This is a genomic window from Halomonas alkalicola, from assembly GCF_030704205.1.
Classification (GTDB): Bacteria; Pseudomonadota; Gammaproteobacteria; order Pseudomonadales; family Halomonadaceae; genus Halomonas; species Halomonas alkalicola.
Map to the genome: position 1 here is coordinate 2382093 of NZ_CP131913.1, position 12359 is coordinate 2394451.

Genomic DNA, 12359 nt, shown 5'->3' on the forward strand with positions numbered 1-12359 from the left:
CAGGGCGTGATCACCCTTATATTAAAGCCCAGTTTCACGACTTTGTGAACAGTGTTTCCGTTGGCGGCCTCCGGGCCCTGCCGAAAGGTGTCGCCCGGCTGTGTCGGCGGGCCCCATGTGCCAGATTTCACCATGCCCGGCGAGGGTCATGGCATGCATCCGGCACGCCGCGATTTTTTGCAGTCCATTGATATTGAATATTTTTTTTAAAAATTGGCCGGGTGTTGGCCCGCCGCCTGCACTGCTCAGGGTGAGCAGGAAGCGACGGCGCCACGCACTATCCGGCCCGTCGATATGGAGGCCACAGGCTTCCTCAAGGATGGAGGCCGCAGGCTTCCTCACAGGAAAACTCAAGTTCAGACCCCATAGGAGGCGCGAACATGATGTCCAAGGAATTCCTCAAGAAACTCGGTATCGTCGGTATCACCTTCGGCCTGGCCGCCAGCCCGCTGGCCTTCGCCGACTTCCACGACGAAGAGCCGCAGGATCCGGTGCCGCAAGAGGAGCCGGCTCCCGATGAGAACTACGGCAGCGCCGGTGCCGACGACACCTTCGAGAGCACCGACTTCGAAGCCTCCGAGTACGAGGAAGAGGAGGAAGAAGAGGAGTGGACCTTCGACGACGAGGAGGAGGAAGAAGAGGAGGAGTGGGAGACCCCTGACGAGGACGACGAGGAATCCACCTGGTAATCGCCTCGCACCCACCTCCGAGGAAGCTGCTTCCTCGCTGCCGCCCCCGGCCCTGGCCGGCGTCGTTGGTGGGTGCGGAAACGATGGGTACGGAAACGACAAGGGGCGGCCCCTGGGCCGCCCCTGCTGTCGCCTGCCTGATGAGCAGGCGTCAGTGCCTTACTTGACCTTGGGCGCCAGCTCGCCGCTCTCGTAGCGGGCGACCATGGCCTCGAGGCTGATCGGCTTGATCTTCGAGGCGTGGCCGGCGGTGCCGAAGGCCTCGTAGCGGGCGATGCAGATGTCGCGCATGGCGGAGACGGTCTCCTTGAGGAACTTGCGCGGGTCGAACTCGCTGGGGTGCTCGGCCAGGAAGCGACGCACCGCGCCGGTGGAGGCCAGGCGCAGGTCGGTGTCGATGTTGACCTTGCGCACGCCGTGCCGGATGCCCTCGACGATCTCCTCGACCGGCACGCCGTAGGTCTCGGGGCTCTCGCCGCCGAAGCGGTTGATCACCTCGAGCCACTCCTGGGGCACCGAGGAGGAGCCGTGCATCACCAGGTGGGTGTCGGGGATGCGGGCGTGGATCTCCTTGATGCGCTGGATGGAGAGGGTGTCACCGGTGGGCGGCTTGGTGAACTTGTAGGCACCGTGGCTGGTGCCGATGGCGATGGCCAGGGCGTCCACGCCGGTGGCCTTGACGAAGTCGGCGGCCTCCTCCGGGTCGGTGAGCAGCTGCTCCATCTCCAGCTTGCCCTCGGCGCCGATGCCGTCTTCCTCGCCGGCCATGCCGGTTTCCAGGGAGCCCAGGCAGCCCAGCTCGCCCTCCACGGAGACGCCGCAGGCGTGGGCCATCTCCACGGTGCGACGGGTGACGTCGACGTTGTAGTCATAGTCCATCGGGGTCTTGCCGTCCTCGCCCAGCGAGCCGTCCATCATCACCGAGGAGAAGCCGAGCTGGATGGAGCGCTGGCACACCGCGGGGCTGGTGCCGTGGTCCTGGTGCATGCACACCGGGATATGCGGGAACTCCTCCACCGCGGCCAGGATCAGGTGGCGCAGGAAGGGGGCGCCGGCGTACTTGCGGGCACCGGCGGAGGCCTGGACGATCACCGGCGAGTCGGTGCGGTCGGCCGCTTCCATGATGGCGCGCATCTGCTCGAGGTTGTTGACGTTGAAGGCCGGAACGCCGTAGCCGTACTCGGCGGCGTGGTCCAGCATCTGGCGCATGCTGATCAGTGCCATGGGGTCACCTTTTGCGTGGTCGCGGCGCCTGGCGGCGCCGCGAGTCGGTCGTGGGGGAGATGGGGTAATGAGTGCCTGGAGTCTATCAGGCCCGCTCGGCGGCTGCCTCGAGGGCGGCCACCGCCGGCAGGGTCTTGCCCTCCACGTACTCGAGGAAGGCGCCGCCGCCGGTGGAGATGTAGGAGACCCGCTCGGCGATGCCGTACTTGTCGATGGCGGCCAGGGTGTCGCCGCCGCCGGCGATGGAGAAGGCGGGGCTCTCGGCGATGGCCCGCGAGATCACCTCGGTGCCGCGGCCGAACTGGTCGATCTCGAACACGCCCACCGGGCCGTTCCAGAGGATGGTGCCGGCGTCCTTGAGCATGGCGGCCAGGCGTGCGGCGGTCTCGGGGCCGATGTCGAGGATCATCTCGTCATCCGCGACCTGGTCCACCGGCTTGACGGTGGCGGTGGCGGACTCGGAGAACTCGGTGGCCACCACGACATCGGTGGGCAGCGGAATCTCGACCTTCGCCATCAGGGCCTTCGCCTGGTCGATCAGGTCGGCCTCGTGCAGCGACTTGCCGACGTTGTGGCCCGCCGCGGCGATGAAGGTGTTGGCGATGCCGCCGCCGACGATCAGCTGGTCGCACTTCTCGGAGAGGGCGTTGAGCACGTCGAGCTTGGTGGAGACCTTGGAGCCGCCGACGATGGCGGTCATGGGGCGCGCCGGGGTGGCCAGCGCCTTCTGCAGAGCGTCGAGCTCGGCGGCCAGCAGCGGGCCCGCGCAGGCCAGCGGGGCGAAGCGCGCCACCCCGTGGGTGGAGGCCTGGGCGCGGTGGGCGGTGCCGAAGGCGTCCATCACGTAGATGTCGCACAGGGCGGCATACTGCTGGGCGAGGGTCTCGTCGTCCTTCTTCTCGCCGCTGTTGAAGCGCACGTTCTCGAGCAGCACCACCTCGCCATCGGCCAGGTCCAGGGCGGCGTCCAGATAGTCGCTGATCAGGGTGACCGGGCGGCCCAGCAGCTCGCCCAGGTGCTCGGCCACCGGCGCCAGGGAGAACTCCTCGGCAGGCTCGCCCTCGGTGGGGCGGCCCAGGTGGCTCATCAGCATCACCTTGGCGCCGGCATCGCGGGCGGCCTGGATGGTGGGCAGGGCGGCGCGCAGGCGGGCATCGCTGGTCACCTTGCCGTGCTTGACGGGCACGTTCAGGTCCTCGCGGATCAGCACGCGCTGGCCACTGAGGTCGAGGTCGGTCATCTTGCGCACGTTCATCGGGGCGTGGTCCTCATCTGGAAACCGGAAGGGGTCAGGGGGTCTCGAGGGGCATCGCGGCCAGGCGCCGGCCGACGTCGAGCATGCGGTTGGCGAAGCCCCACTCGTTGTCGAACCAGCACAGCAGCTTGATCCGGCGGCCGCCGGCCACCCGGGTCTGGGTGGCGTCCACGATACCGGAGCGCGGATCGTGGTTGAAGTCGACCGAGGCCACCGGCTCCTCGGTGTAGCCGAGCAGCCCGGCCAGGCGCCCGCGGCTCGCCTCGGCGAGCAGGGCGTTGACCTCGGCGGCGCTGGTGTCGCGGTTCACCGTGATGGCGAGATCCATGGCCGAGACGTTGATGGTCGGCACCCGCACATGGAGGCACTCGAAGCGCCCGGCCAGGTGGGGCATCAGGCGGTTGATGCCCAGCGCCAGGCCGGTGTCCACCGGCACGATGGAGTGCATCGCCGAGCGGGTCAGGCGCAGGTCGGTCTGGTGGTAGGCGTCGATCACCGGCTGGTCGTTCATCGCCGAATGGATGGTGGTGGTGACGCCATGGGCGATGCCCAGCGCCTCGTCCAGCACGGTGAGCACCGGCACGAGACAGTTGGTGGTGCAGGAGGCCGCGGAGACGATGCGCTGCCCGGGGGCGAGCTCATGGTCGTTGATGCCGGTGACGATGGTGGCATCCACGTCGCTCTCCGCCGGCTGCGAGAAGAGCAGGCGGCCGGCGCCGGCGGCCAGGTGGCGTTCGGCGGTGGCGCGGTCCTTGAAGCTGCCGGAGCACTCCAGCACCAGGTCGATGCCGAGCTCCCGCCAGGGCAGGCGGTCGGGGTCGGGCTCGCTGAGCACCCGGATCTCGCGCCCGTCGATGACCAGCCCCGCGTCACCCTGCGCCACCGCCGCGGGGAAGCGGCCGTGGGTGGTGTCGTAGCGGGTCAGGTAGGCGATGGTGGCGAGGTCGGAGAGCTCGTTGATGGCGACGATCTCCAGCGCCGGCCCGCTCCCCTGCTCGGCTCTCTGTTGCTCAATCAGAGCGCGCAGCACGCACTGGCCGATGCGGCCGTAACCGTTGATGGCGATGCGGTGGGCCATGGCGGTGGCAGGGGCTCCTGGTCGCGAGGGTGGCGAAGGAAATCAAGGCCGCGATTCTAGCGCACTTCAGCCGACGAGTCCCGGCAGCCGCCAGGCCAGCGGCAGCAGCAGGGCGGTGAGGATACCGGTGAGGCTCATGCCCAGGGAGGCGAAGGCGCCGGCGGTGGGGCCGATCTCGAAGGCGCGCACCGTGCCCAGCGCATGGCCGTTGATGCCCAGGGTGAGCCCGAGCAGGCGCTCGTCACGGATGCCCAGCCAGCGCGAAAGCAGTTCCACCCCGGCGATGGCCACCACGCCGGTCAGCAGCAGGCCGCCCATCATCAGCGCCACCGAGCCGCCGAGCTGCTCGGTGATCCCGATGGCGATGGGCGCGGTGACCGACTTCGGCGCCAGCGAGGCGAGCACCTCCGGCGAGGCCCCCAGCAGCCAGGCGATGGCCACCGCGTAGAGCGCGGCCATGCCGGCGGCCACCGGCAGGCAGACCAGCAGCGGGCGCCACAGGTCGCGGATATGGCCCATCTGCTGATAGAGGGGCAGCCCCAGCGCCACGGCGGCCGGGCCCAGCAGCAGCATCAGCCAGCCGGCGCCCTCCCGGTAGTCGGCGTAGTCGATGCCGGCCAGCGCCAGCACGCCGGCCAGCAGCAGGGCGGCCACCAGGATCGGCGGGCACCAGCTCGGCGCGCCGACCAGGCGGAACAGCCGGTCGCCGGCGAAGTAGGCGGCAAGGGTCAGGGCGATGGCCAGCAGCGGGGTGGCCAGCAGGTGGTCGAGGAGCTCACTCATGGTCGAGGCCCTCCCTGCCCATCAGGCGGCGCATCAGCCACAGGGTGGTGAAGACGCTGAGCAGGGTGCCCCCCACCAGGGCGCCGAGGATCGCCGCCCACTGCCCGCCGAGGGTGTCGAGGATGAAGAAGACGCCGACGACCCCGGGCATGATCAGCATGGCCAGCACGCCGATCAGTGGCCGGGCGGCGGCGGCGATATCGCTCGATACCGTGCCGCGCAGCATCAGCCAGGCGGTGAGCAGCAGCATGCCGGCCACCCCGGCGGAGACCGGCAGGCCGGCGAGGGTGACCAGCACATCGCCGAGCAGCAGGAAGCCCAGCAGCCAGAGAAAACCGCGCAGAACGGCCATCGATGATCCTCGAGAGTGACAACGGCAGAGATCGAGCATGTTAGCACGCTAGCGGTGTGTCGGCCGCGATCCGCCGTCGCGCCTGCGGCCGAGGCACCGGCCGGGAGCGGTCGCTAACCGCGGGCCCCTTGTCCTCTGCTGGCGACAGGTTGCAAGGCCCGACCCGCGGTGGGTACGGTCATCCACTACGCTGGGAAGAGCGACGTCAACCCGACCAAGGAGAGGAACGCCATGACCGATATCGCCAACTGGCTCGGCGACGAGGCCGAGTCCCTGCTGACCCACCAGTGCCGGGGCATCCCCCGGGAGAGCCTCTATCTGCCGGGGCCCGACTTCGTCGGCCGGGTGGTGGCCGACAGCGACCGCGGCCCCGCAGTGATGCGCAACCTGCAGGCGCTGTTCGACCACGGCCGCCTGGCGGGCACCGGCTACCTCAGCCTGCTGCCGGTGGATCAGGGCATCGAGCACTCCGCCGGGGCTTCCTTTGCGCCCAACCCCGCCTACTTCGATCCGGCCAATATCGTCGAGCTGGCCATCGAGGGAGGCTGCAACGGCGTGGCCTCGACGCTGGGCGTGCTGGCCTCGGTGGCGCGGCGCTACGCCCACCGCATCCCGATGATGCTCAAGCTCAACCACAACGAGACCCTGAGCCATCCGGCGATCTACGACCAGACGCTCTTCGCCCAGGTCGAGCAGGCCTTCGACATGGGCTGCGTGGCGGTGGGGGCTCCAAGGGGGCCTCCGACCTGGCCGAGGCGGTGCGCACCGCGGTGATCAACAAGCGCGCCGGTGGCATGGGGCTGATCTCCGGGCGCAAGGCCTTCCAGAAGCCCATGGATGAGGGCGTGGCCCTGCTGCACGCCATCCAGGACGTCTACCTGGATCCGACCGTCACCGTCGCCTGAGCGCCGCCACGACCCCGCGGGCATGAAAAAGGGCACGGCCTCTCGGCCGTGCCCTTGATGTTGCGTGCCTCGCGACGCTCAGCCCTCGAGCAGCTCGCTCGCCTGCTTGACCACGTTCTCCACGGTGAAGCCGAAATGCTTGAACAGGTCGCCGGCCGGGGCGGATTCGCCGTAGGTGCTCATGCCGATGACGCGGCCGTTGAGGCCCACGTACTTGTACCAGTAGTCGCGATGGCTCGCCTCGATGGCGATCCGCTTGGTGACGCTGCTCGGCAGCACCTTCTCGCGGTACTCGGCCTCCTGGCCGTCGAAGCGGAAGGCGGAGGGCATGGAGACCACGCGCACGGCGTGGCCCGCCTGCTCGAGCTCGGCCGCGGCGTCCATGGCCAGGCCGACCTCGGAGCCGGTGGCGATCAGGATCAGCTCCGGAGTACCTTCGCTGTCCTTGAGGACGTATCCACCGCGCTGGATATTGCCCAGCTGCTGCTTGGTGCGCGCCTGGTGGGGCAGGTTCTGACGGGAGAGCACCAGGGCGGAGGGGCCGGAGTGGCGCTTGAGGGCGGCATCCCAGGCGGCAGCCGTCTCCACGGCGTCACAGGGGCGCCAGGTGGCCAGGTTGGGGGTGGAGCGCAGGCTGGCCAGCTGCTCGATGGGCTGGTGGGTGGGGCCATCCTCGCCCAGGCCGATGGAGTCGTGGGTGAAGACGAAGATCGCCTGCTGGTCCATCAGGGCCGCCATGCGCACGGCGTTGCGCATGTACTCCATGAAGATCAGGAAGGTGGCGCCGTAGGGCACGAAGCCGCCGTGCAGGGCGATGCCGTTCATGATGGCGCCCATGCCGAACTCGCGCACCCCGTAGTGCAGGTAGTTGCCGTCCGGCGTCTCCGGGGTGATCGCGCGGGCGCCATCCCAGAAGGTCAGGTTGGAGGGCGCCAGGTCGGCGCTGCCGCCCAGCAGCTCGGGCAGCTGCGGGCCCAGCTCGTTGAGGCAGTTGAGCGAGGCCTTGCGGCTGGCGATGCTCTCTTCGGCCTGGTTGGCCTTTTCCTGGAGGGCTTCGCTCTTCAGGTCGGCGGGCAGCTTGCGCTGCAGGCGGCGCTGGAACTCGCGGGCCAGTGTCGGGTGCTCTTCGCGATAGCGCTCGAAGCGCGCCTGCCACTCGCTCTGGGCGGCGCTGCCCTGCTTGCGAGCGTCCCAGCCCTGGTAGACGGGCTCCGGGATGTGGAAGGGGGCGTGGGGCCAGTCGAGCTGCTGGCGGGCGGCGGCGACCTCCTCCTCACCCAGGGGGGCGCCGTGGCACTCCTCCTTGCCCTGCTTGTTGGGGGCGCCGAAGCCGATGACGGTCTTGCAGATGATCAGGCTCGGCTTGTCGTCGTGGCTCTTCGCCAGCGCGATGGCGGCCTTGATCTCCTCGGGCTTGTGGCCGTCGACGTTGGGCACCACGTGCCAGCCGTAGGCCTCGAAGCGCTTGGCGGTGTCATCGGTGAACCAGCCCTCGACCTCGCCGTCGATGGAGATGCCGTTGTCGTCGTAGAAGGCGACCAGCTTGCCCAGCTTCTGGGTGCCGGCGAGGGAGCACACCTCGTGGGAGATGCCCTCCATCAGGCAGCCGTCGCCCAGGAACACATAGGTATTGTGGTCGACGATGGTATGCCCGGGGCGGTTGAACTGGGCCGCCAGGGTCTTCTCGGCAAGTGCCATGCCCACGGCGTTGGCCAGGCCCTGGCCCAGGGGGCCGGTGGTGGTCTCGACGCCCGGCGCATAGCCGAACTCCGGGTGGCCGGCGGTCTTGGCGTGGAGCTGACGGAAGCTCTGCAGCTCCTCGAGGCTGAGCTCATAGCCGCTGAGGTGCAGCAGGGAGTAGAGCAGCATGGAGCCGTGGCCGTTGGAGAGCACGAAGCGGTCGCGGTCGGGCCATTTGGGGTCTTCCGGGTTGTGCTTGAGGTAGTCGTTCCACAGCACTTCGGCGATGTCGGCCATGCCCATGGGTGCGCCGGGGTGGCCGGACTTGGCCCGCTGGACGGCATCCATGGACAGGGCGCGAATGGCGTTGGCCAGTTCGAAACGGGACGGCATTGGGTAGCTCCTCGCCTGCGGCAGAATAAGGGTAATGGCCACCGCCGGCGGACAGCGGGGCATGCAGTCTGGCTGGGTGAGTCGCCGCGGGACGCGTGCGGCGCGATGGAATTCGGTGTCATATTGTCGCCGACTTGACGCCCGGCATCAAATCGTGGATGCCCCGCCAGGCCCCAGCGTGTAGACTCTTGCCCCCTAAAGACTGCTTCACACTCGGTCGAGGACGCCATGAGCGAATACTCCCTGTTTACCTCCGAATCCGTCTCCGAGGGTCATCCCGACAAGATCGCGGACCAGATCTCCGACGCGGTGCTCGACGCCATCATCGCTCGCGACAAGCAGGCCCGGGTGGCCTGCGAGACGCTGGTCAAGACCGGCGTGGCCATCGTCGCCGGCGAGATCAGCACCTCGGCCTGGGTCGACCTCGAGGCGATCGTGCGCGAGGTGATCACCGGCATCGGCTACACCTCCTCGGATGTGGGGTTCGACGGCGAGACCTGCGGCGTGCTCAACCTGATCGGCAAGCAGAGCCTGGACATCGCCCAGGGGGTCGACCGCAGCAAGCCCGAGGATCAGGGCGCCGGTGACCAGGGGCTGATGTTCGGCTACGCCACCAACGAGACCGACTCCTTCATGCCGGCGCCGATCCACTATGCCCATCGCCTGGTGGAGCGCCAGGCCGAGCTGCGCAAGCACGGCCTGCTGCCCTGGCTGCGCCCCGACGCCAAGAGCCAGGTCACCTTCCGCTATGACGACCAGGGCAAGCCCTGCGCCGTGGACGCCGTGGTGCTCTCCACCCAGCACGATCCGGGCATCGACCAGGACGAGCTGCGCAAGATGGTCAAGCGCGAGATCATCGAGCAGGTGATCCCCGCCGAGTGGCTCTCCGAGCACACCCGCTACCACATCAACCCCACCGGCAAGTTCGTGATCGGCGGCCCCGTGGGCGACTGCGGCCTGACCGGGCGCAAGATCATCGTCGACACCTATGGCGGCATGGCGCGCCACGGCGGCGGTGCCTTCTCCGGCAAGGACCCCTCCAAGGTGGACCGCAGCGCCGCCTATGCCGGCCGCTACGTGGCCAAGAACATCGTCGCCGCGGGCCTGGCCGACAAGTGCGAGATCCAGGTCTCCTACGCCATCGGCGTTGCCGAGCCCACCTCGGTCTCGGTCAACACCTTCGGCACCGGCAAGGTGGATGACGAGCGCATCATCGCGCTGGTGCGCGAGCACTTCGACCTGCCCCCCCATGCCATCACTCGCATGCTCGACCTGCTGCATCCCATGTACCAGCTCACCGCGGCCTACGGCCACTTCGGTCGCGAGCCCTTCGAGACCTCCTACCGCTGGACCGATCCCCAGGGCCAGGAGCACATCGAGACCTTCACCGCCTTCCCGTGGGAGAAGACCGACCGCGCCAGCGCCCTGCGCCAGGCCGCCGGCCTCTGAGCCTGGCGACGTGCTTCGACCCCCTCTGACGCCCGGCCTGCGCCGGGCGTCGTCGTTGTGGCTATAGTGAAGATCACCCCAGTCCCTGCGAAGAGGTGATCCATGAACCAGCCCGCCGTGACCACGCCCGCCCGCCAGGACTTCAGGGTGGCCGACCTCGCCCTGGCCGAGTGGGGGCGTCGCGAGATCCGTATCGCCGAGACCGAGATGCCGGCGCTGATGGCGATCCGCGCCAAGTATCACGATGCCCGGCCGCTGGCGGGGGCGCGCATCGCCGGCTGCATCCACATGACCATCCAGACCGCGGTGCTGATCGAGACCCTCATCGACCTGGGCGCCAGCGTGCGCTGGTCGTCGTGCAACATCTTCTCCACCCAGGACCACGCCGCCGCGGCCATCGCCGCCGCCGGCATCCCGGTGTTCGCCTGGAAGGGGGAGACGGAGGCGGAGTTCTGGTGGTGCATCGAGCAGACCGTGGCGGGCCCCGAGGGCTGGACCCCCAATCTGGTGCTGGACGACGGCGGCGACCTCACCGCCCTCTTGCATGACAAGCGCCCGGACCTGCTCGACGCCATCCACGGCATCAGCGAGGAGACCACCACCGGGGTGCATCGGCTCGAGGAGATGCTGCGCGACGGCCTGCTGCGGGTGCCGGCCATCAACGTCAATGACGCCGTCACCAAGTCGAAGAACGACAACAAGTACGGCTGTCGCCACTCGCTCAGTGACGCCATCAAGCGCGGCACCGACCACCTGCTGGCCGGCAAGCAGGCGCTGGTGGTGGGCTATGGCGACGTGGGCAAGGGCTCGGCGGCTTCGCTGCGCCAGGAGGGGATGATCGTCAAGGTGGCGGAAGTCGACCCCATCTGCGCCATGCAGGCCTGCATGGACGGCTTCGAGGTGGTCTCGCCCTACCGGGAGGGCGTCAACCGCGGTCGCGAGAGCATCGACCGGGCGCTGCTCGGCCGCATCGACCTGGTGGTCACCGCCACCGGGAACATCGACGCCTGCGATGCCCCCATGCTCGAGGCGCTCAAGCCGGGGGCGGTGGTGTGCAACATCGGCCACTTCGACAGCGAGATCGATACTGCCTTCATGCGCCGCCAGTGGCACTGGGAGGAGGTCAAGCCCCAGGTGCACAAGGTCTATCGCGACAGCACACCGGGGGATTTCGACCCCGAGAGCCGCGACTACCTGATCCTGCTCGCCGAGGGGCGGCTGGTGAACCTGGGCAACGCCACCGGCCACCCGTCTCGGGTGATGGATGGCTCCTTCGCCAACCAGGTGCTGGCGCAGATGCACCTCTACCAGGGGCGCTTCGCCGACCTGCCCGAGGAGGAGAAGCCCGAGGCGCTGGCGGTCACGGTGCTGCCGCGCCACCTCGACGAGGAGGTGGCCCGCTACATGGTGGAGGGCTTCGGTGGGGTGATCACCCGCCTGACCCCGGCCCAGGAGACCTGCAGCGGCGTGCCGGCCGAGGGCCCCTACAAGCCCGACAGCTATCGCTACTGATCACAAACCGGCCAGGCGCATCATCAGCGTCAGGTAGAGCGGTATCAGCAGCGGCGCGGCCAGGGTGGTGGCCAGCACGGCCAGCGCCCCCTTGGCCGGGGCAATGCCGAGCTCCATTGCCACCACCACCACGTTGGCGGCCATGGGCCCCACCCCCAGCAGCAGGATCGCCAGCGCCAGCTCCTGCGACAGCGGTGCAAGCGCCTGCAGCCCCAGCACCGCGGCCAGCGCCAGCAGCGGCCAGGCCACGCAGCGCACCGCCACGCAGGCCCCGATAAAGCGCGGATCAATCTCGCGGATGGTCACGCGGCCCAGCGTCATGCCGATGATCATCATCCCCAGCAGGGTGTAGGTGGCGGGGAATACCGCCAGCCCCTCCATGGCCGCCGCCGGTACCGCAAGGCCCAGGCCGCTGAACAGCAGGGCCGCCAGGAAGGCGTAGACCAGCGGCAGCCGCAGGATCTTGGCCAGGCTCTCGCCTACCGAGAACTGGCCGCGGGCGGAGAGGTAGAAGCCCACGGTGAACTCGTAGAGGGTGATGCCCAGCACGCAGAAGAGGTAGAGGGTCACCCCCTGGGGGGGCAGCAGCACCATGGCCACCGGCAGGCCGAAGTACCCCGTGTTGCCGGTGCCGGCCGAGAAGGCCAGCAGGGCGCTCTCCTGGGGGGCGAAGGCGCGGCGCGTCAGGCGGTGCACGATCACCGCCAGCAGGCTGGCGGTGGCGAAGGCGGCCAGGGTCAGCAGCAGGTATCCGGGCGTGGGGCCGCCCAGCACCAGGCCGCGGAAGAAGGTAAGCGGTGCCACCAGGTAGATGAGCAGGGTCGCGATGGGGCGCGGATCCACCGAGAGGCGGCGGGTGGCCAGCCAGCCCAGCAGGATGTAGGCCAGCAGGGTCCAGAGCGGGCCCATCAGCGTGGTGGGGTCGAGCGCGGTCATCGGGCCTCCCTGTCGTTTGTCGGCATCCCTGTCAGAGCGCATCATGCCTGCCGATGGCGTCGCTGTCAGCGACCCAACATGAATGAAATTGATACAGGGCCGC

Annotated in this window: 10 protein-coding genes and 1 pseudogene; 4 read left to right on the plus strand and 7 right to left on the minus strand. The window is 68.8% G+C overall.

Going from position 1 to position 12359, the window contains the following annotated elements; all coding sequences use genetic code 11:
- Positions 1-380: 380 nt before the first annotated feature.
- Entirely contained in the window at positions 381-689 is a 309-nt protein-coding gene (locus tag B6N23_RS11305; RefSeq protein WP_302139704.1) for a hypothetical protein, read from the plus strand.
- Positions 690-848: 159 nt separating this feature from the next.
- Here B6N23_RS11305 and fba read toward each other — a convergent pair whose 3' ends face one another.
- The 5 genes from fba to B6N23_RS11330 all read right to left on the minus strand — a co-directional run bounded on the left by fba (position 849) and on the right by B6N23_RS11330 (position 5381).
- Positions 849-1913: a class II fructose-bisphosphate aldolase gene (gene fba, locus B6N23_RS11310; RefSeq protein ID WP_305498940.1), complete on the minus strand. Its 1065-nt coding sequence runs from the start codon at positions 1911-1913 to the stop codon at positions 849-851.
- An 85-nt stretch (positions 1914-1998) separates the two neighbouring features.
- Complete coding sequence (locus tag B6N23_RS11315; protein WP_305498942.1) at positions 1999-3168, minus strand: phosphoglycerate kinase; 1170 nt, start codon at positions 3166-3168, stop codon at positions 1999-2001.
- A 34-nt stretch (positions 3169-3202) separates the two neighbouring features.
- Positions 3203-4246 (minus strand): type I glyceraldehyde-3-phosphate dehydrogenase, encoded by a 1044-nt coding sequence (locus tag B6N23_RS11320; RefSeq protein WP_305498944.1) that lies wholly within the window; start codon positions 4244-4246, stop codon positions 3203-3205.
- Positions 4247-4312: 66 nt separating this feature from the next.
- On the minus strand, positions 4313-5029 hold the full coding sequence (locus tag B6N23_RS11325) for an LrgB family protein (RefSeq protein ID WP_305498946.1): 717 nt from the start codon (positions 5027-5029) through the stop codon (positions 4313-4315).
- Entirely contained in the window at positions 5022-5381 is a 360-nt protein-coding gene (locus B6N23_RS11330; protein WP_169956623.1) for a CidA/LrgA family protein, read from the minus strand. The genes B6N23_RS11325 and B6N23_RS11330 overlap by 8 nt, the downstream gene beginning before the upstream one ends.
- 231 nt (positions 5382-5612) lie before the next feature.
- On the opposite strand from B6N23_RS11330, the pseudogene B6N23_RS11335 reads away from it, so the two are divergent.
- Positions 5613-6286, plus strand: a pseudogene (locus B6N23_RS11335) (beta/alpha barrel domain-containing protein).
- Between the two features lie 78 nt (positions 6287-6364).
- On the opposite strand, the gene tkt reads toward B6N23_RS11335, so the two are convergent.
- Complete coding sequence (gene tkt, locus B6N23_RS11340) at positions 6365-8359, minus strand: transketolase (protein ID WP_305498949.1); 1995 nt, start codon at positions 8357-8359, stop codon at positions 6365-6367.
- A 228-nt stretch (positions 8360-8587) separates the two neighbouring features.
- Here tkt and metK point away from each other — a divergent pair, with 228 nt between their 5' ends.
- Both metK and ahcY read left to right on the plus strand, forming a co-directional pair.
- The gene (gene metK, locus B6N23_RS11345) at positions 8588-9808 is read left to right on the plus strand and encodes a methionine adenosyltransferase (protein WP_305498952.1); all 1221 of its coding nucleotides are present in this window, start codon (positions 8588-8590) and stop codon (positions 9806-9808) included.
- A 102-nt stretch (positions 9809-9910) separates the two neighbouring features.
- Positions 9911-11320 (plus strand): adenosylhomocysteinase, encoded by a 1410-nt coding sequence (gene ahcY, locus B6N23_RS11350; protein ID WP_305498954.1) that lies wholly within the window; start codon positions 9911-9913, stop codon positions 11318-11320.
- Here the strand turns inward: ahcY and B6N23_RS11355 are convergent, their stop codons facing one another.
- Positions 11321-12256: an AEC family transporter gene (locus B6N23_RS11355; protein ID WP_305498958.1), complete on the minus strand. Its 936-nt coding sequence runs from the start codon at positions 12254-12256 to the stop codon at positions 11321-11323. It abuts the gene before it with no gap.
- Between the last annotated feature and the right edge of the window lie 103 nt (positions 12257-12359).

Excerpts from the sequence above, each read along its gene's own strand:
- metK (WP_305498952.1), top strand. The coding sequence starts at position 8,588 with ATGAGCGAATACTCCCTGTTTACCTCCGAATCCGTCTCCGAGGGTCAT.
- tkt (WP_305498949.1), bottom strand. The coding sequence starts at position 8,359 with ATGCCGTCCCGTTTCGAACTGGCCAACGCCATTCGCGCCCTGTCCATG.
- fba (WP_305498940.1), bottom strand. The coding sequence starts at position 1,913 with ATGGCACTGATCAGCATGCGCCAGATGCTGGACCACGCCGCCGAGTAC.
- B6N23_RS11320 (WP_305498944.1), bottom strand. The coding sequence starts at position 4,246 with ATGGCCCACCGCATCGCCATCAACGGTTACGGCCGCATCGGCCAGTGC.
- ahcY (WP_305498954.1), top strand. The coding sequence starts at position 9,911 with ATGAACCAGCCCGCCGTGACCACGCCCGCCCGCCAGGACTTCAGGGTG.
- B6N23_RS11330 (WP_169956623.1), bottom strand. The coding sequence starts at position 5,381 with ATGGCCGTTCTGCGCGGTTTTCTCTGGCTGCTGGGCTTCCTGCTGCTC.
- B6N23_RS11305 (WP_302139704.1), top strand. The coding sequence starts at position 381 with ATGATGTCCAAGGAATTCCTCAAGAAACTCGGTATCGTCGGTATCACC.
- B6N23_RS11325 (WP_305498946.1), bottom strand. The coding sequence starts at position 5,029 with ATGAGTGAGCTCCTCGACCACCTGCTGGCCACCCCGCTGCTGGCCATC.
- B6N23_RS11355 (WP_305498958.1), bottom strand. The coding sequence starts at position 12,256 with ATGACCGCGCTCGACCCCACCACGCTGATGGGCCCGCTCTGGACCCTG.
- B6N23_RS11315 (WP_305498942.1), bottom strand. The coding sequence starts at position 3,168 with ATGAACGTGCGCAAGATGACCGACCTCGACCTCAGTGGCCAGCGCGTG.